Raw genomic sequence first — 18,017 nt, 5'->3', positions numbered from 1 at the left:
GACATAGGGGCGCTCTATCTTCCCCAAAGCTCCCACGACTTCAACTCAAATGATGCTCAAGCGCCGAGCTTGTCGAAGATGTGCGCCTTGCCGAGGACAGTAACGGAGACCACGCTGCCGATCTCTGGCAAGCCGACACCAGAACTTTTGATGTTCAACGTCTCCAAGCCATTGGCGTTGGAAAGGACAACCGTCACCGTGCAGATCGCGCCACCGAATTCAATGTCGGTGACTTTGCCGATGCAAACGGCTTCCGTGCCGGCATCAGCGACAACACTGAGGCGCAATTGTTCCGGTCGCAGCATAATGTCTGCACGCCCCTGCCGACCATTGGTATCAGCCGGAATACGTCCCAAGACGCACGAAACAGCGTCATCGCCAAGGTCCGCCGGCAACACGATGGCGTCACCGAGAAAGATAGCGGTCTCGCGGTCTTTTGGACTGAGGTAGAGCGTCTGCGGGGTTCCCGCCTGTATCAGCCTGCCGTCGCGCAGAACCGCTACCTGGTTGGCGAAGGATAGCGCCTCCACCTGATCGTGCGTCACCAGAACCGCGGTGATGCCCGCAATTTGCAGCACGCGGGCGACCGCTTTTCGCATGTTTTCACGCAAACCCGTGTCGAGCGCAGAAAAGGGCTCATCGAGCAGCATCAGCCTCGGCTTACGGCCAAGGGCGCGCGCGAGAGCGACACGCTGTTGCTGGCCGCCGGAGAGCTGATGCGGGCGGCGATCGAGCATGCCGCGATCGAGCTCCACCATGTCGATGAGCGCATTGATCCGCTGATCACGGTCTTGCGCGCCACGCTCCATGCCGAAGCCGACATTCTCGGCCACGCTCAGATGCGGAAACAGGGCGCCATCCTGTGACACGATGCCGATGCCCCGGCGATGCGCCGGTACGATGGCCGGCCCGTCCGCCAGCGTCTGGTCCTCCAGCATCACCTGGCCCTCATCCGGAATCTCGAAGCCGGCGATGATACGCAGCAGCGTCGTCTTGCCGGAGCCGGAGGGACCGACGATCGCCGTGCGGCTGCCGGCGGCCACCGAAAGTTCGATGCCGTCGAGCGCATGCACCGGGCCATAACGCTTGCTGATATTCTTGATCGCCAGAAAGGTCATTGTCCGGCCGTCCGCTTGGATTGCACATAGAGGAGAAGAGTGAGAGGCAGCGACAGCACAACCATCATGAAGGCGTAGGGCGCGGCCGAGACATAATCGATTTCGCTGGTCAACGACCAGAACTTCGTCGCCAACGTTTCCGTACCGTTGGGCGACAGCATGAGCGTCGCCGTCAGCTCGTTGGTGATGCCGAGCGCCACAAGCGCGACGCTGGCAGCAAAGCCGGGCGCGGCCAGGCGCATGGTGATCTGCCGCACGGCTTGGGCAGGCGTGCGGCCGAGCGCCATGGCTGCGCGCTCAAGCTCGACCGGCGCCTGGGCGATGCTGGCGCGCAGGCCGACCAACGCACGCGGCAGGAACAGCAGGACATAGGCGAGCAACAGCGTGGCGAATGTCTGGTAGAGCGGCAGGATCAACCGGACCGTGATCGAGACCAGAGCCAAGGCGACGACGACGCCCGGCAGCGAGCCGACATAGTAGTGGCAGGCTTCGAGGATGCGCTGCAGCCGTCCCGGCGCCCGCACCGACAGCCACGCCATGGGGACCGCAGCTATCGTGGCCAGCAGGCCGCCTGCAATCGCCAAAACGATTGTCTGCAGCAAGGCAGAGCCAACGGTATCGATCCGCCAGATGCCGGCACCACCGAGATAGAGCCAGCGCCCCAGCGTCACAAAAGGAACACCGAGCGTCAACGCGGCGGTCAAGACCGGGAGCACGATGGCCGGAATGACGAACCAGCCCAGACGACGACGATCGGCTGGGCGCGCGGCGCCGGAACCGACGCGCGCATAACGCTCGTTGCCGCGCATCAACACCTCGATGCCGAGCAACAGCAGGCAGCAGAAAACGAGAACGCCGCCGAGCATATTGGCGGCAGGGCTATTATAGGCAGACTGGAACTGATCGACGATCGCGGTCGAGAAGGTGTCGAAGCGGATCATCACGTAGAGGCCGTATTCCGCCAGGAGATGCAGCCCGATCAGCAGCGAGCCGCCGCAGATGGCGAGGCGAAGCTGCGGCAGGACCGCGCGGAAGAAGACGCGCCAAGGGCCGAGACCGAGCGAGGCGGCAGCATCCTCGATCGCCGGATCCAGCCGGCGCAGGGCTGCCGCGACCGGCAAATAGAGGAATGGAAAATAGGCAAGTACCGATACCAGCACGCCGCTCCACAGCCCGCGCATACTCGGCACGAGGCTGACCCAGGCATAGCTGTGCACGAAGGCGGGCACCGCAAGCGGCGCGACAGCCAGCCAGGACCAGATGCGGGCACCGGGGATATCGGTGCGCTCCGTCAGCCAGGCGAGCGTTACCGCCAGCAGGATGCATAGCGGGATGGTGCAGAGCTCGAGCAGGACGGTATTGACGAGCAGTTCGCCGACACGATTGCGGAAAATCAGCGCGATGACTTCGGCCCAGCCGGTATCGATCGTGATCCAGACGATAAAGCCGAGCGGCACCAGGCTCATGAGGGCAACGACGGATGCGAAAGCGACGACGGAAGCATGCCGAACGCGACTGCGGGGAGCAGCCGTCAACTGGGGCATTCGCGTGGCGGCGGCCTCACCGGCCGGCGCGGCATATGTGTTCTTCTGCAGCAAGTCCTAGCTGCCTTTCACGCCCTGAAATGGGAAGGCAACCGCCGTTGAAAGGCGATTGCCAGATCGACCGGCCTGAAGGCCATCGCATGCCCCTAGCAGGGCATGCGACGGTGATGCAAGAGCCAAGGTCGGGATAGGCCTATCCGAAAACCGCGGAAAGGCGTCTCGATCCGGGCATTTGCCTTAGATGAGCCCAGCTTCCGTCATCAGGTCGGTGACCTTCTTGCTGTTCAGCTTGGAGGGCTCGACCTTCGGTGCCTGCAGGTCCGTCAGCGGCACCAGCTTCGGATTGGAAGCGTCGCCAATGCCGACGGCATATTCATAGGAGTCGCCGTCGCGCAGTACAGCCTGACCGCCCTTGCCGGTGATCCACTTCAGGAATGCCTGGGCTTCCTTCTGATGCTGGCTGGAGGCCAGAACCGCACCGCCGGAGATGCTGACGAATGCGCCCGGATCCTGGTTCTTGAAATAGTGCAGGGCAACGTTCTTGCTGTTTTCGCCGGTCTTGGCCTGATCGCCGAACCAATAGTAGTGATAGATCACCGCGCCTTCGATCTCACCCGCGTTGACGGCCTTCATCGCGACGCTGTTGCCCTTGTAGAAGCTGGCGTTTGCCTTCATCGCCTTCAGCCATGCGCGCGTGGCATCCTCGCCCTTCAGCTCGAGAAACGCACTGACGATCGCCTGGAAATCGGCACCGGCCGGCGAAGCGCCCCAGCGGCCCTTCCACTTGGCATCGGCCAGATCGAGCATCGACTTCGGCAGGTCGCCTTCCTTCAGCTTGGTCTTGTCATAGGCAAAAACCGTCGAGCGGGCGGCAACGCCGACCCAATTGCCATCGGCGGATTTGAAGGTGTCCGGCACCTGGCCGAGCGTGGCGGCATCGACCGGGGCAAAGAGCTTGTTGGCGTCGACCAGCGTCATGCCCGGAGAGTTCTCGGTCAGATAAACGTCTGCGGGGGAAGCAGCGCCTTCCTGGATGATCTGGTTGGCGAACTGCATGTCGCTGCCGTTGCGGATCGTGACCTTGATGCCGGTTTCCTTGGTGAAGCCGTCCGCCCAGGCCTGCGTCAGCGTCTCGTGCTGGGCATTGTAGACCACGATGCCTTCGGAATCGGCGGCATTCGCCACCATCGGAGCAACGGCAAGACCAGCCGCAAGCGCCAGCGCGCTGGTGAGGTGAGAAAAGGAAAAAGCCATAAGTCCTCTCGCTTGAAAGTCGCCGCCCCCGGCAGCGATGCGCTAGCGTATATTTTTCCTGAGAATTATTTTCAAGTTTACACTCGCGCCCTGCTTATCACAAAAGTTTTACAACGGAGTCAAGTTTTCACTGACACCTCTGCGGCAAGCTCGAGCCAGGCACGGCCGGCATGCGACAGGTAACCGCCGCGCCGCCAAATCCATGCCATGTGCCACTGCATGTCAGGCTCGACGACGAGCGCGTGGCTGATGCCGGGGCGCAGGCGTTGCTCGGCGATCAGCCGGGGCAGGAAGCCGACACCGAGACCAGCGGCGACCAGCTCGACGATGAAATTGATCTGGCTTGAGCGTGCGACGATATCGGGCGCGAAGCCGGCGATGCGACAGGCATCGAGAATGATGCCATTAAGGGCAAAGCCGGTTTCGAACAGAATGAAGGGATTGCCTTGCAGCGCCGCGAGCGAAACCGTCTCATGGCCGGCAAGCGGATGCGTTGATGGCAGCAGCACATGCATCGGCTCGCAACGCACGCTCTGCCACTCGAACGCATCGAGCGTCGGCAGAAGCGAGGCGCCGAGATCGACCTCATCGGAAAGCACCATCTCCTCCAGCCGCTTGGCGCCCTGCTCCGCCAGCTTGATCTCGATGCCGGGATAGCGGCTACGGAAGACGGCAAATACCGGCGCGAACAGCGCATCGTTGCCGATCGGCGGCAGGCCGAGCCGCAGAGTGCCACGTGCGAGGCCACGCAATTCGGCGAGTTCGGCGAGAAGATCGTCGCGCCCGGCAAGGAGCGTTATCGCCCGGCGATAGACGACCTCGCCGGCATCCGTCAGCGTCGTGCGATGGCCGATGCGATTGAGCAGCGGCAGACCAAGCTCGTCCTCGAGCTGTCGCACGGCCTTGCTTACGGCGGACTGGGTTGCGAACACCACCTTGGCCGCTTCCGAAAAGCCGCCCTGGCGCACCACCTCGACAAAGGCTCGCAGCGTTCGAAGTTCCATCACTATTCCATACAGGACTGAATTTAATGAAATCAATTCATTTTATTCATGGGCGAGAAATGACTATCTTCAGGCCATCCGATTTCCCCGAGTTTTCCCATGCGCATCGACCTGCAAGACCGTCCGAAACTGAGCCGCCTGGCTCAGATCCTGCTGCTATTGGCCTTCTGGCAGGCGGGTGAGGCCATCGTGCGCCTTGCGCATCTGCCCATACCCGGCGCCATCGCCGGCATGCTGCTGGTGCTGGCATTGTTTGCGAGCGGCAAGGTGGGGGTCGCAAGCATGCAGCGTGGAGCGGAATGGTTTCTGGCCGAAATGCTGCTGTTCTTCGTGCCGGCTGTGCTCGCGGTGCTAGACCATGGCGAATTCATCGGGATCGTCGGGCTGAAAGTGCTGGCCGTCATTCTGGTCGGCACCATCATCGTCATGGGTGTCACTGCGATTGCGATCGATATCGGTTGCCGCCTGATGATGCGCCAGGGAGTATCCCGTCATGTCCGCAATTGAAGCGACTGCATCCGGTCTGTTCTGGCCATTGGCGACGATCGGCTTCTACTATCTTTCCAAAGCGCTCTATCGCCGCCGGCCTTTGCTGTGGCTGTCGCCGCTGATCGCAGCGCCGACGGTTCTGATCCTCATCGCCCTCGTCCTGCATGCGAGCTATCAGGATTATATGCATGACAGCCGTTGGCTGCTTGCCTTGCTGGGGCCGGCGACCGTTGCCTTCGCAGTGCCGATCTACGAGCAGCGGGATCTTATCAAGCGCTATTGGCCCGTGCTTTTGTTCGGGGTAACGGTCGGCAGCACTACGGCCATGGTCTCGGCCTGGGGGTTTGCCAGCCTTCTCGGCCTTGATGAAAGCCTGCGTCTCAGCCTGATGCCGCGCTCGATCAGCACCCCTTTCGCCATGGTCGTATCGGGCGACATCGGCGGCGTGCCAAATCTCACCGCCGTTTTCGTGGTCATCACCGGCCTGTTTGGCGCCGTCATCGGCCAGACGCTCTTACGGCTGCTGCCGCTCCGGTCCGGTATCGCCCGCGGCGCGCTGTTCGGCATGGGGGCGCATGGTGTCGGCGTCGCGAAGGCCAACGAGATCGGCCGCGAAGAAGGATCGATCGCCGGGCTGGTCATGGTGCTGGTAGGACTGACCAATGTGCTGGCGGCACCGTTGATCGCATGGCTGATGCATTCTGCCTGAACGAAAAAGGCCGCGACGCTCGCACGCCGCGGCCTTTTTCAATTCGAAAATCCGGCTCAGCTGTCCTTCGTCTCCAGCGTCTTGCTGAAGAAGATCGCGACCAGCGTGCAAACGACGCCGGACAGCAGATAGAGGCTGGTATAGACGAGGCCGAACTGGCTGGAGAGGCTCAGCGCCACGAAGGGCGCAAAGCCCGCGCCGATCAGCCAGGACAGATCCGACGTCAAGGCCGAGCCGCTATAGCGATAATTGCGGCTGAAGCGCGAGGCACTGGCGCCCGCCGCCTGACCGAAAGAAAGGCCGAGCAGCGTGAAGCCGAGGACCACATAGATGTGACGGCCGGTGACACCGCCATCGAGCAGCCATGGCGCGACGAAGGCAAAGCAGGCGATCAACACTGCGGCGACGGCCAGCTGATTGCGACGGCCGATCCGGTCGGCAATGAGGCCGGAACAGATGATGGAGACGATGCCGCAAATGGCGCCGAGGAACTCCATCAACAGGAATGAGCCGGGAGTTTGCTCGCTGTAAAGCGTCACCCAGCTGAGCGGGAAGACGGTGACCAGATGGAAGGTCGCGAAGCTTGTGAGCGGCACGAAGGCGCCGATCAGCACGTCGCGGCCATGCACGCGCAGCAGTTCCGTCATCTTCACGGGCTCGAGCTCATGGCGCTCCAGCAGAGTGCCGAATTCTTCGGTCGCCACCAGACGCAGGCGGGCAAACAGCGCGACCACGTTGACCGCGAAGGCGCAGAAGAACGGGTAACGCCAACCCCAATCGAGGAAGTCCGCCGTCGTCAGGCTCGTGATCAAATAGGCAAACAGCGCACTCGCCAGCATGAAGCCGATGGGGGCGCCGAGCTGCGGGATCATCGCATACCAGCCACGGCGATTGGCGGGTGCATTCAGCGCCAGCAGCGAGGCCAGGCCGTCCCAGGCGCCGCCGAGCGCAAGGCCTTGGCCGATGCGGAAGGTGGCGAGCAGGACGATCGCATAGACACCGACCTCGGAGTAGCCCGGCAGAAAGCTCATCGCCGCCGTCGAGCCGCCAAGCAGGAACAGTGCGATCGTAAGCTTGACGCCGCGACCGTATCTCCGGTCGATCGCCATGAAAATGAACGATCCGATCGGGCGGGCGATGAACGCCAGCGCGAAGACCAGGAAGGAGAGCAACGTGCCACGCAGCGGGTCTGCGAAGGGAAAGAAAAGCTTCGGAAAAACCAGCACCGAGGCAATGGCATAGATGAAGAAATCGAAAAACTCGGACGTGCGACCGATGATCACGCCGATGGCAATGTTGCCCGGGGCGACCGCACCACCGGCATGCATACTGCGGGCATCGCTCTCGAGAGTTGAAGATGTAGGGTTCAGTGTTTCATGTGTCACGCTGACCATGTACGGGAGCCTCCCACTCCGAGCGCGAACTCCTCCACGAATTCGCGCGTAATGAAAATGTCGATCAAACGCGCGAACATATCAAGACTGGAGCATGAAATAATTCGCAAATTAGAGGCAAGTGACACGATTTCCGCCTTTGTCGCCGCATTCCCGATAGCCGGGGAACTACCATCGGTAGCCATTTGTTCCGATCCGGGTATATTGGCCGCCATAAAAAGCGATGGCCGCCGGAGAACCTTCTAGATTTCTCAGGATTTCCCCGATAGGGGGGAACGGCATTTCATGCCGCACCGCACTTGCGCTTGTTGCGGTGCGACGAAACACCTCATATCGTTCATGACCGCCGTCCTTTAGTCGCGGTACGGTCGAAACAAAAAGAGCTTTAAGACGTGCTAAGACTAGCGAAGATTTTCAGCCGCTTATTTGTCCTCCCCCTGATTTTGCTGCTGTCAGGCTGCAACATGGTGGTGATGACCCCCTCCGGCGACATCGCCGTACAGCAACGCAACCTGATCATCGTCTCGGTCGTCCTGATGCTGGTCATCATCATACCGGTGATCTTCCTCACGCTGTTCTTCGCCTGGAAATATCGCCAGTCGAACAAAGAGGCAGCCTACGAGCCGGATTGGCATCATTCGACACGTCTCGAACTGGTCATCTGGTCCGCCCCGCTCGCCATCATCATCGCGCTCGGCGCCGTCACCTGGATCAGCACCCACCAGCTGGACCCCTACAGACCGCTCGGCCGCATCGCCGCCGACAAGCCGATCAGCGCCGACGTGAAGCCGCTGACGGTCGAGGTCGTCGCGCTCGACTGGAAATGGCTGTTCTTCTATCCGGACTACGGCATCGCCACGGTCAACGAAATGGCCGCCCCGGTCGACAGGCCGATCAACTTCAAGATCACGGCTTCCTCGGTGATGAACTCCTTCTTCATCCCGGCACTGGCAGGCCAGATCTACGCCATGCCGGGCATGGAGACGAAGCTGCACGCCGTCATCAATCATCCCGGCGAATTCCAGGGCCTGTCCGCCAACTATAGCGGCGCCGGCTTCTCGCACATGCGCTTCAAGTTCCATGGCCTGAACCAGGCGGATTTCGACCAGTGGATCCAGAAGGCCAAGAGCCAGGGCACGGCGCTCGGCCGCCCGGAATATCTGAGCCTCGCTCAGCCGAGCGAACGCAATCCGGTGCAGTACTTCAACGCCGTCGATGATGGTCTCTACAACGCCATCCTCAACATGTGCGCCGATCCGAGCAAGATGTGCATGAGCGAAATGATGCATATCGATGCCAAGGGCGGCGCCGGCAAGGAAAGCCAGGAAAACCGCGAGCGTCTGATCTACGACAACCGCGGCGCCGGTCACGCGGACGCAACGCCCGTCAAGGCAGACGGCTCCGCGACCAACACCATGCAGCATGGCGACACGGCGATGCAGGGCATGGGCTCCATGCAAGGCATGGATATGGGCAACGGCTCTTCTTCAGATTCGTCGACCGGTTCGGCGCAGCACCAGGGTCACTGATCCGGTGCGCTTAGTAACAAGACATTTATAAGGACAGAGGCAATCCATGTTTTCCAACCCGGACCTCTATAAATTCATCTTCGGTCGGCTGACGCTCGAGTCCATCCCCTATCACGAGCCGATCCTCGTCGTGACCTTCATCGGTGTCGCCATCGGCGGCATCGCTCTTCTGGGCGTGCTCACCTATTTCCGCCTCTGGGGCTATCTCTGGAAGGAATGGTTCACCAGCATCGACCACAAGAAGATCGGTATCATGTACATCGTGCTGGCGCTGATCATGCTGCTGCGCGGCTTTTCCGACGCGCTGATGATGCGTGCCCAGCAGGCCTTCGCCTTCAACGGATCGGACGGCTTCCTGCCGCCGCACCACTACGACCAGGTATTCACCGCCCATGGCGTCATCATGATCTTTTTCGTGGCGATGCCGATGGTGACGGGTCTGATGAACTTCGTCGTGCCGCTGCAGATCGGCGCACGCGACGTTTCGTTTCCGTTCCTCAACAACTTCTCCTTCTGGATGACGACGGCCGGCGCGATCATCATCATGATCTCGCTGTTCATCGGCGAGTTCGCAAAGACCGGTTGGCTCGCCTACCCGCCGCTGTCGGAAAGCGCCTATAGTCCCGACGTCGGCGTCGACTATTACATCTGGGGCCTGCAGGTCGCCGGCATCGGCACGCTGCTGTCGGGCGTCAACCTCGTCGCGACCATTGTCAAGATGCGTGCGCCGGGCATGACGATGATGAAAATGCCCGTCTTCACCTGGACCGCGCTCTGCACCAACGTGCTGATCGTCGCCGCCTTCCCGGTCCTGACTGCCGTTCTCGCCCTGCTGTCGCTCGACCGCTACGCCGGCACGAACTTCTTCACCAACGACCTTGGCGGCAACCCGATGATGTATATCAACCTCATCTGGATCTGGGGTCACCCGGAAGTCTACATCCTGATCCTGCCGGCCTTCGGCGTGTTCTCGGAAGTCGTTGCCACCTTCTCCGGCAAGCGCCTCTTCGGTTATGCCTCGATGGTGTACGCCACCGTCGTCATCACCATCCTGTCGTACCTGGTCTGGCTCCACCACTTCTTCACCATGGGCTCGGGTGCCAGCGTCAACTCCTTCTTCGGCATCACGACGATGATCATCTCGATCCCGACGGGTGCGAAGCTGTTCAACTGGCTCTTCACCATGTATCGCGGCCGCATCCGCTATGAAGTGCCGATGCTGTGGACCGTGGCCTTCATGGTCACCTTCACGATCGGCGGCATGACCGGCGTCATGCTTGCGGTTCCGCCGGCAGACTTCGTGCTGCACAATTCCTTGTTCCTGATCGCCCACTTCCACAACGTCATCATCGGCGGCGTGCTGTTCGGCATGTTCGCCGGCATCGCCTACTGGTTCCCGAAGGCCTTCGGCTTCAAGCTCGATCCGTTCTGGGGCAAGATGTCCTTCTGGTTCTGGGTCGTCGGCTTCTACTTCGCCTTCATGCCGCTCTACGTGCTCGGCCTGATGGGCGTCACCCGCCGCGTCTCGCAGTTCGACGATCCCTCGCTGCAGATCTACTTCATCGTCGCCGCGCTCGGCGCCGTGATGATCGCCATCGGCATCGCCTCCTTCATCATCCAGCTCGTCGTCAGCTTCATCAAGCGCGAAGAGCTTCGCGACGTGACCGGCGACCCGTGGAACGGCCGCACGCTGGAATGGTCCACGTCCTCGCCGCCGCCGGAATACAATTTCGCGCTGACGCCGATCGTTCACGACAACGACGCCTGGTGGGACATGAAGAGCCGCGGCTACGTCAGGCCGACCGAAGGCTTCATACCGATCCACATGCCGAAGAGCACGGGGACGGGCATCATCCTCGGCGTTCTCTCGATCGCCTTCGCATTCGGCATGATCTGGTACATCTGGTGGCTCGCCGCCATCACCTTCGCCGCGATGATCATCATTACGATCGGCCATACCTTCAACTATAAGCGCGACTTCCACATTCCCGCCGAGGAGGTTGTGAAGACCGAGAACGAGCGTACGAAGCTGCTCGCAGGACAGGTATAAGACCCATGACGACCCAAACCGCACATGCTCCCAAGGGCGGCGAAACGCCCGCCTTCTACATGACGGAAGAGTATCATCCGGAAGGCAGCACCATGCTGGGCTTCTGGATCTACATCATGAGCGACTGCCTGATCTTCGCAGTCCTCTTCGCGACCTATGCCGTGCTCGGCCATAACTACGCGGCAGGCCCTTCTCCGGCCGACCTCTTCGAGCTGCCGCTCGTCGCCCTCAACACGGCGATGCTGCTTTTCTCCTCCATCACCTATGGCTTCGCCATGCTGGCGATGGAGAAGGACAATAAGTCGGCAACGATGATGTGGCTGGCGATCACCGGCCTGTTCGGCGCAGCCTTCATCTTCTTCGAACTCTACGAGTTCTATCACCTGATCCTCGACGGCGCCGGCCCGCAGCGCAGCGCCTTCCTGTCGGCCTTCTTCACCCTGGTCGGCACGCACGGGCTGCACGTCACCGTCGGCATCGTCTGGCTGATCACGCTGATGGTGCAGACCGGCCAGCATGGCCTCATCCCCGAGAACAAGCGCCGCCTGATGTGCCTTTCGATGTTCTGGCATTTCCTCGACGTCGTCTGGATCGGCGTGTTTTCCTTCGTCTACCTCATGGGAGTTCTCGGATGAGCTCGAACACCGACCATTCGCATCATTCCGCCGACGCCCACGGTCACGACCACCATGGCGGTCACGAGGCCGCTCACGGCACCTTCAAGAGCTACATGACGGGGTTCGTTCTTTCCGTCATCCTGACCGCCATTCCCTTCTGGCTGGTCATGGCAAAGGTCTTCTCCGATCCCGTCGTGACAGCCGCCCTGATCATGGTGCTCGGCGCGATCCAGATCATCGTGCACATGATCTACTTCCTGCACATGAACACCCGTTCGGAAGGCGGCTGGAACATGATGGCGCTGATCTTCACCATCGTGCTTGTCATCATCGCCCTTTCCGGCTCGCTCTGGGTCATGCATCACCTCAACTCGAACATGATGCCCATGTCGCCCGAGATGATGCGCAACATGCCTTGATCAACAAGCGGCGGGCCTTCGACAGGAGGCCCGCCCTCTTTCCGGCGCGAGAGTTCCGCCGGATGCTGCGTGGCACAGCCCTCGGGACGCACAAGGTTCGCAGCCCAATTTCCCCGACGACGCATGATATTCCGCGAAGGCCGTTTCGCACCTCCCGAAATCATGCGGCAGCGCGTCCCCCGGAGACCAGCGCATGACCGATACTCCTTCGACAACGTCTCCCGATAAGCCTCGCTCGATGCTCAAGCTCGCCATCTGGGTGCTGCTGCTCCTGCTGCTGACCGCACTCCTGATCGGCCTCGGCACCTGGCAGGTGCAGCGGCTGCATTGGAAGCTCGATCTGATCGCCAGGGTCGATGCCCGCGTGCACGCACCGGCGGTTCCGGCGCCGGGACCAGCGCAATGGGCTGACGTGACAGCCGAAAACTCCGAATACAAGCGTGTCCAGGTGAGCGGCACTTTCCTCAACGACAAGGAAACGCAGGTCTATGCCTCGACCGTGCTCGGCCCCGGCTATTGGGTGCTGACACCGCTGAGGGAAGCCGACGGGACGATCGTCATTGTCAATCGCGGCTTTGTTCCCACAGAGAAGCGCAAGCCGGCGACGCGTCCGGCCGGCCAGATCAGCGACGAGACGACCGTCACCGGCTTGCTGCGGATCAACGAGCCCAAGGGCACACTGCTGCGTTCCAATGTGCCGGCGGAGGAGCGCTGGTATTCACGCGACGTGAACGCGATAGCCGACGTGCGCGGCCTGCAGAACGTGGCGCCCTACTTCATCGACGCGGACGATACGAAAAATCCGGGCGACCTGCCGGTTGGAGGATTGACGCAGATCGTCTTCCACAACAGCCATATCGTCTATGCCATTACCTGGTACGGGCTGGCTGTCATGACGCTCGGCCTCGCAGTATTCCTCGTCTATTTCGAACGGCAGCGGGCGAAGGCGGTCCGCTGATCCCCATGGTATTGTTTTCCGCAATTCCGGACAGAACCGCTAGGCACTTTTCCTGGAATCGCTCTATTCCACCATCCGCGGGAAGCGAAGCTGCCAGCGCCGGCCGTCGCTCGTCATCTCGACCATGCCGAACGGCTCGACGTCGATCGTCCAGAATGCCGCAAGCGGGGCCTGCAACACGTGCAGGACGGCGGCGCGGATGACGCTGGCATGGGTGACGGCGACGGTGTGACCGGCATCATGAAGATGATGCCCCATCCATTCGCCAATGCGCAACACGACCGACGACAGAGATTCGCCGCCATGCGGTGCGGCGTCCAAATCTGTCATCCACAGCGCCAGGGATTCCGGGTCACTTTCATGAAGTTCGGCAAGCGATTTTCCACACCACTCGCCGTAGTCACATTCGCGCAAGGCAGTTTCAAGGATGGCGTCAGGACCGAGGATAGCGGCCGTCTGACGCGCGCGCAGCGCCGGGGCCGTCCAGACCCGATCGATCGTTGCGAGCCTGGCAACGGGCAACTTGGCTCGCTGCGCCGCTTTCGCTTCCAACGGCTCGTCGTCCGGAAAACAGCCCTTTCGATTGGCTTCCGTCGGCCCATGACAAATCCAGCTCAGGCGTGCCTTCATGACACTCGATATCCCCATGCCTTGTCGCGATTTAACATCGCAACAGCGTTTGATTGACAATCATCTTTGTGGACAGATATAAACTTGCACTTACGGGTGTGGAAGCCGGTGAAATCCCGGCGCGGTCGCGCCACTGTAATCGATGACGGAAGCTTCGCCCTCGAGAGCCAGACCCTTCCCGTAAAGAACCCTTCCGCAAATGGAACGCGCTTTTCTTAAAGAGGGAACGACAATGTCTGACACCGCTTTCGCACCATCCGCAATCCCCCAGCCGATCCCGCTCGGCCAAATCCTGCCTTGGGCTGTTTTCGCCGGCCTGTTGATGCTGCTGGCGATCTATTTCGTCGGCGCCGAGGAAGGCGCAACCTCGCTGATATCAGGCATGTATGTGCACGAATTCGTGCATGATGCCCGTCACCTGCTCGGTTTCCCCTGCCACTAAGGGACCAGGCACATGGTTGGACGTCTTTTGCTCCGCGGCATGATCGTCGGGGCCCTTGCCGGCATTCTCGTTTTTGCCTTCGCCCACACTTTCGGCGAGCCGCTGGTCGATTGGGCGATCGGCTTTGAAGAAAAGGCCGCGCAGGCAGCCGGCGAAGCGCCGGAACCGGAATTCGTCAGCCGCGCCACACAGTCAGGCGTCGGTCTTTTCACCGGCACCGTGATCTTTTCGACGGCAATCGGCGGGTTGTTCGCGCTGGTCTTCTCCTTCGTCTACGGCCGCATCAGCCCGCTCGGCGCGCGTGGCACGGCAGCATTGCTCGCAATCGCGGCTTTCGTGACGATTTCGCTCGTCCCCGATATCAAGTACCCGGCAAACCCGCCAGCGGTCGGCAATTCCGACACGATCGGCGCCAGGACCGAGCTGTTCTTCATCATGATCGTTGCTTCGATCGTCGGCATGATCGTCGCGGTCGGGCTGGGTCGCCGGCTGGCGGCACGTTACGGATCATGGAACGGGGCGATCCTTGCCGGCATCGGCTACATCGTCTTCATCGCACTGATCCAGTACCTGCTTCCGTCGATCAACGAAGTGCCGGAACAGTTCTCGGCCGTTGTGCTCTGGCGGTTCCGGATTGCATCGCTCGGTATGCACGCGATCCTGTGGGCCACCCTCGGGCTTGCCTTCGGAGCCTGGGCGGAGCGAGAGCTACCGCAGACACGCTACCGCAACCCGGCGCTGCGCCGAGCCTAGCATGGCAAATCCATCCCATCCCGCGCATGATCTCGTGCGCGGGAAACGCCTGCATAGAAGCGGCGCCTTGCTCGCCGCGCTCTGCCTCATGCTGTCGTGTTGGCCGACAGTGCTTGCCGCCCATGGCGGCAGCTCATCGGGAAGCCAAACCGGCATCCCGATACCAAGCCTCCCACATGGCGAAATGGCTGTCATCGCACCCTATTACGGGCGGATCGTCGCGCTTGCGGAAAACGCATCGGATACCGACGAAACCTTCCGCCGCCTGCTGAATTTCGCGCAGATCCAGCGCGCCTATTGTCTCTGGGGGATGATGCCCGGCAGTGTGAGCGACGAGGAAAGTCCGTTCAACGAATGCTCGCACGCCTATCTCGCGGCAGCCAAGGCGGTGCTGCTTCATATGCGGACGATGAAGAATGAAACGGCGCCCGTCGGCAATCTCGTCTCGGAGATCGACGCTACGCTCGTGCGCAACAATCTATCGCTTATCCTGTGCAAATTCAGCGGCGAAAGCTTCAATACGGCCGACATGATCCGGCCGAAACTCACCGACATCATTCTGCACGCCAGAAGCCTCTTGGCCATCCTGTCGGCCTTGCTGGCAACCGTCGCCGGACTGTGGCTGACGGCGCGGGCGCTGCGGACAGAACCCCGTCTTTAGAGAGGTTACACGTTTCGGGGAACTGCATAGCCGCTCTATATTGTTGTTTTTGCGCAATTCCGGACGGAAAACCGCTACGCACTTTTCCTGGAATCGCTTTAAAAAACACCGCCGCAGAGCTTGCGGCGGTGTTTTTAATTTCACCAGTCGCGATGACGGCGCCAGCGGCCGTCTCCGTGCCAGCCATCGCGGTAGTCGCGATGACCGTACCAGCCCCATGGCGGTGGCGGCCTATGCCCCCAGCCATAACGCGGCGGCGGCGGTCCCCACCGGTTCGGGCGGCATTCGCCCCAGCGGGTCACATGCCAGCCACGACCGCAGGCATAGTCAACTTTCACGACCGGCACGGCAGCCGTTGTCCCGACAGCGGGAACAGGCATTGCTTCTGCCGAAGATACAGCCAGGCCACCAAGTAAAGCAGCGATGGCAAACACGGACGATCTCATTTTGGTGGTCCTCTATTCAAGTCCCTTACATGCGGGATTTAAAACCCAAGCGGATGAACACGGGCTGAACCGAAAAAGGCGTTTTGGCGGCGAAATCGAGAGCCGCCAGGATTGCCCTCCGGAGCAAGGATTTCTTCCGCCGCATCGTCATCTTTCCATAAGGAAATCCCGGCCCATCCGCAAAACGCCTATCGGTCTTTACAGGCGTCACGAGAGTTTCATGAACGGCGCTTAAATCAGGGATATCATTTGCCATAAGGGAGTTTGAGATGGTGGACGTCGTTTCAAACAACGTGGAGGGTGGCAACACCAATCACCCAATTCACGGCGCCAGCGGTTCGGCGAAATGGTTTCTGCCGCTCTTCGGCGTCGTCGTGCTCGGCGGCCTCGCTTATGTCGGCTACGCTCTCGGCAACGATCTTGCCGAGGCAGCTGCGGTTCCGTGGATCCTGCTCGGTCTCGCGCTGCTGATCGCGCTGGGTTTCGAATTCGTCAACGGTTTCCACGATACGGCCAATGCGGTCGCCACCGTCATCTACACCCGCTCGCTGCCGGCCGAATTCGCCGTCATCTGGTCCGGGTTCTTCAATTTCCTCGGTGTGTTGACGTCTTCCGGCGCCGTCGCTTTCGGCATACTGGCGCTTCTGCCCGTCGAACTGATCCTGCAGGTCGGCTCCGGCTCGGGCCTTGCGATGGTCTTCGCCCTGCTCACTGCCGCCATCATATGGAACCTCGGTACCTGGTATCTGGGCCTGCCGGCGTCGAGCTCGCACACGCTCGTCGGCTCCATCATCGGCGTCGGCCTTGCCAATCAGTTTCTGGCACCCACAGGCTCCGCCACCAGCGGCGTCGACTGGTCGCAGGCCAGCAGCGTCGGCATGTCGCTGCTGCTGTCGCCGATCATCGGCTTCGGTGCGGCCGCTTTACTGCTGCTGGTTTCCAAGGTTCTGATCCGCAACAAGGAGCTTTATGAAGCGCCGAAGGGCAACGCGCCGCCGCCGCGGTGGATTCGCGCATTGCTGATCTTCACCTGCACCGGCGTCAGCTTTGCCCACGGCTCGAATGACGGCCAGAAGGGCATGGGCCTGATCATGCTCATCCTCATCGGTCTCGTCCCGACCGCCTTCGCTCTCAACAAGACGCCCGACATCAACTATCTCGAGGCCTACAAGGCCGCTTCGGCGCAGGTCGAAACCGTGCTCGGCAAGTATGTGAAGCCCGGTGTGACCGCGCCTGCCGATCCGAAGGCCGCCGTCAGCGATGCCGTCAAGAGCAAGACATGGTCGGATGCAACGACGCCTGCACTTCAGGCCTATATCCACACCACCAGCGCCGAGATCGCCGCCTATCCGAGCGTCGAAAAGCTGCCGAACGAGCTCGTCGGCAACGTGCGCAACGACATCTATCTGATCGGTGAATCGCTGAAGCTGATCGACAAGCAGAAGCTGCTGCCGATGAGCGCCGACGATCTGAAGGCCGTTACCAACTATCACGCCGCCGTCGACCATGCGACGAAGTTCATCCCGCTCTGGGTGAAGGTTGCCGTGGCGCTGGCACTCGGTCTCGGCACCATGGTCGGCTGGAAGCGTATCGTCGTCACCGTCGGCGAAAAGATCGGCAAGACCCATCTGACCTACGGCCAGGGTGCGGCCGCCGAAGTCGTCGCCATGCTGACGATCGGGGCGGCTGACCACCTCGGCTTGCCGGTTTCCACCACGCACGTCCTGTCCTCGGGCGTCGCCGGCACCATGGCGGCGAATGGCTCCGGCCTGCAGTGGTCGACCGTGCGGAACATGCTGATGGCCTGGATCCTGACGCTGCCGGCCTCGATCGCGCTCGCCTTCATGCTGTTCCTTGTGCTCCGTCAGGTCTTCTGATCGACACGTTTCATCGGCCCTGCCGATTTTGCCCGACAAATGGCCCAAAAAGATAATGGCGCCCCCTCGTAGGGCGCCATTATCCTTGCAGCGTAGCGCCGCACAGCTGGTACGGCGAAACGT

General features: G+C 61.2%; 18 protein-coding genes. 11 read left to right on the top strand and 7 right to left on the bottom strand.

Annotation, left to right across the window (positions count from 1 at the left end; translation table 11 throughout):
• Nucleotides 1-56: 56 nt before the first annotated feature.
• From AB8B29_RS17920 to AB8B29_RS17905, 4 genes are all read right to left on the bottom strand, one after another.
• Complete coding sequence (locus tag AB8B29_RS17920) at nt 57-1,118, bottom strand: ABC transporter ATP-binding protein (RefSeq protein ID WP_112442581.1); 1,062 nt, start codon at nt 1,116-1,118, stop codon at nt 57-59.
• Nucleotides 1,115-2,662, bottom strand: a complete 1,548-nt coding sequence (locus AB8B29_RS17915) for an ABC transporter permease (protein WP_439006692.1) — start codon at nt 2,660-2,662, stop codon at nt 1,115-1,117. The genes AB8B29_RS17920 and AB8B29_RS17915 overlap by 4 nt, the downstream gene beginning before the upstream one ends.
• A gap of 237 nt (nt 2,663-2,899) precedes the next feature.
• On the bottom strand, nt 2,900-3,916 hold the full coding sequence (locus AB8B29_RS17910) for an iron ABC transporter substrate-binding protein (protein WP_037200867.1): 1,017 nt from the start codon (nt 3,914-3,916) through the stop codon (nt 2,900-2,902).
• A 119-nt stretch (nt 3,917-4,035) separates the two neighbouring features.
• The gene (locus AB8B29_RS17905; RefSeq protein ID WP_047640343.1) at nt 4,036-4,920 is read right to left on the bottom strand and encodes a LysR family transcriptional regulator; all 885 of its coding nucleotides are present in this window, start codon (nt 4,918-4,920) and stop codon (nt 4,036-4,038) included.
• 99 nt (nt 4,921-5,019) lie between these two features.
• On the opposite strand from AB8B29_RS17905, the gene AB8B29_RS17900 reads away from it, so the two are divergent.
• Together AB8B29_RS17900 and AB8B29_RS17895 are read left to right on the top strand one after the other, a co-directional pair.
• Nucleotides 5,020-5,427: a CidA/LrgA family protein gene (locus AB8B29_RS17900; protein WP_112442585.1), complete on the top strand. Its 408-nt coding sequence runs from the start codon at nt 5,020-5,022 to the stop codon at nt 5,425-5,427.
• Nucleotides 5,414-6,118: an LrgB family protein gene (locus tag AB8B29_RS17895; RefSeq protein ID WP_112442587.1), complete on the top strand. Its 705-nt coding sequence runs from the start codon at nt 5,414-5,416 to the stop codon at nt 6,116-6,118. The genes AB8B29_RS17900 and AB8B29_RS17895 overlap by 14 nt, the downstream gene beginning before the upstream one ends.
• 56 nt (nt 6,119-6,174) lie before the next feature.
• On the opposite strand, the gene AB8B29_RS17890 is transcribed toward AB8B29_RS17895, so the two are convergent.
• Nucleotides 6,175-7,512, bottom strand: coding sequence for an MFS transporter (locus AB8B29_RS17890; RefSeq protein WP_037200874.1), 1,338 nt, complete (start codon nt 7,510-7,512; stop codon nt 6,175-6,177).
• A gap of 392 nt (nt 7,513-7,904) precedes the next feature.
• On the opposite strand from AB8B29_RS17890, the gene cyoA reads away from it, so the two are divergent.
• The 5 genes from cyoA to AB8B29_RS17865 all read left to right on the top strand — a co-directional run bounded on the left by cyoA (nt 7,905) and on the right by AB8B29_RS17865 (nt 13,085).
• Nucleotides 7,905-9,041 carry a ubiquinol oxidase subunit II gene (gene cyoA, locus AB8B29_RS17885; RefSeq protein ID WP_113118923.1) on the top strand — a complete coding sequence of 379 codons (1,137 nt, stop codon included), beginning with the start codon at nt 7,905-7,907 and terminating at the stop codon, nt 9,039-9,041.
• Between the two features lie 46 nt (nt 9,042-9,087).
• Nucleotides 9,088-11,091 carry a cytochrome o ubiquinol oxidase subunit I gene (gene cyoB / locus AB8B29_RS17880; protein ID WP_037200878.1) on the top strand — a complete coding sequence of 668 codons (2,004 nt, stop codon included), beginning with the start codon at nt 9,088-9,090 and terminating at the stop codon, nt 11,089-11,091.
• 5 nt (nt 11,092-11,096) lie between these two features.
• Entirely contained in the window at nt 11,097-11,726 is a 630-nt protein-coding gene (gene cyoC / locus AB8B29_RS17875; protein WP_037200880.1) for a cytochrome o ubiquinol oxidase subunit III, read from the top strand.
• Nucleotides 11,723-12,127 (top strand): cytochrome o ubiquinol oxidase subunit IV, encoded by a 405-nt coding sequence (cyoD, locus tag AB8B29_RS17870; RefSeq protein WP_037200882.1) that lies wholly within the window; start codon nt 11,723-11,725, stop codon nt 12,125-12,127. Before cyoC ends, cyoD begins: the two co-directional genes overlap by 4 nt.
• Before the next feature lie 193 nt (nt 12,128-12,320).
• Nucleotides 12,321-13,085: an SURF1 family protein gene (locus AB8B29_RS17865; protein WP_047640344.1), complete on the top strand. Its 765-nt coding sequence runs from the start codon at nt 12,321-12,323 to the stop codon at nt 13,083-13,085.
• A gap of 63 nt (nt 13,086-13,148) precedes the next feature.
• On the opposite strand, the gene AB8B29_RS17860 is transcribed toward AB8B29_RS17865, so the two are convergent.
• Nucleotides 13,149-13,715, bottom strand: a complete 567-nt coding sequence (locus tag AB8B29_RS17860) for a histidine phosphatase family protein (RefSeq protein ID WP_037200885.1) — start codon at nt 13,713-13,715, stop codon at nt 13,149-13,151.
• A 232-nt stretch (nt 13,716-13,947) separates the two neighbouring features.
• Between AB8B29_RS17860 and AB8B29_RS17855 the strand changes: the two genes are divergently transcribed.
• Genes AB8B29_RS17855 through AB8B29_RS17845 form a run of 3 tightly spaced genes read left to right on the top strand, consistent with a single transcriptional unit; the run spans nt 13,948 to nt 15,571 of the window.
• Nucleotides 13,948-14,157 carry a CbtB domain-containing protein gene (locus tag AB8B29_RS17855; RefSeq protein ID WP_034512131.1) on the top strand — a complete coding sequence of 70 codons (210 nt, stop codon included), beginning with the start codon at nt 13,948-13,950 and terminating at the stop codon, nt 14,155-14,157.
• Nucleotides 14,158-14,169: 12 nt separating this feature from the next.
• On the top strand, nt 14,170-14,910 hold the full coding sequence (locus AB8B29_RS17850; RefSeq protein WP_112442589.1) for a CbtA family protein: 741 nt from the start codon (nt 14,170-14,172) through the stop codon (nt 14,908-14,910).
• Nucleotide 14,911: 1 nt separating this feature from the next.
• Nucleotides 14,912-15,571, top strand: a complete 660-nt coding sequence (locus tag AB8B29_RS17845) for a hypothetical protein (RefSeq protein WP_037200888.1) — start codon at nt 14,912-14,914, stop codon at nt 15,569-15,571.
• 140 nt (nt 15,572-15,711) lie between these two features.
• Here AB8B29_RS17845 and AB8B29_RS17840 read toward each other — a convergent pair whose 3' ends face one another.
• Nucleotides 15,712-16,017 carry a GCG_CRPN prefix-to-repeats domain-containing protein gene (locus tag AB8B29_RS17840; protein WP_080760617.1) on the bottom strand — a complete coding sequence of 102 codons (306 nt, stop codon included), beginning with the start codon at nt 16,015-16,017 and terminating at the stop codon, nt 15,712-15,714.
• A 269-nt stretch (nt 16,018-16,286) separates the two neighbouring features.
• Between AB8B29_RS17840 and AB8B29_RS17835 the strand changes: the two genes are divergently transcribed.
• Nucleotides 16,287-17,894, top strand: coding sequence for an inorganic phosphate transporter (locus AB8B29_RS17835; protein WP_037200890.1), 1,608 nt, complete (start codon nt 16,287-16,289; stop codon nt 17,892-17,894).
• Nucleotides 17,895-18,017 lie beyond the last annotated feature (123 nt).

Source organism: Rhizobium sp. 11_C7_N12_5 (genome assembly GCF_051811145.1).
GTDB classification, from domain to species: Bacteria; Pseudomonadota; Alphaproteobacteria; order Rhizobiales; family Rhizobiaceae; genus Rhizobium; species Rhizobium lusitanum.
The sequence above is the reverse complement of the archived record's forward strand: the minus strand, read 5'-3'. Positions and strand labels throughout refer to the sequence as shown.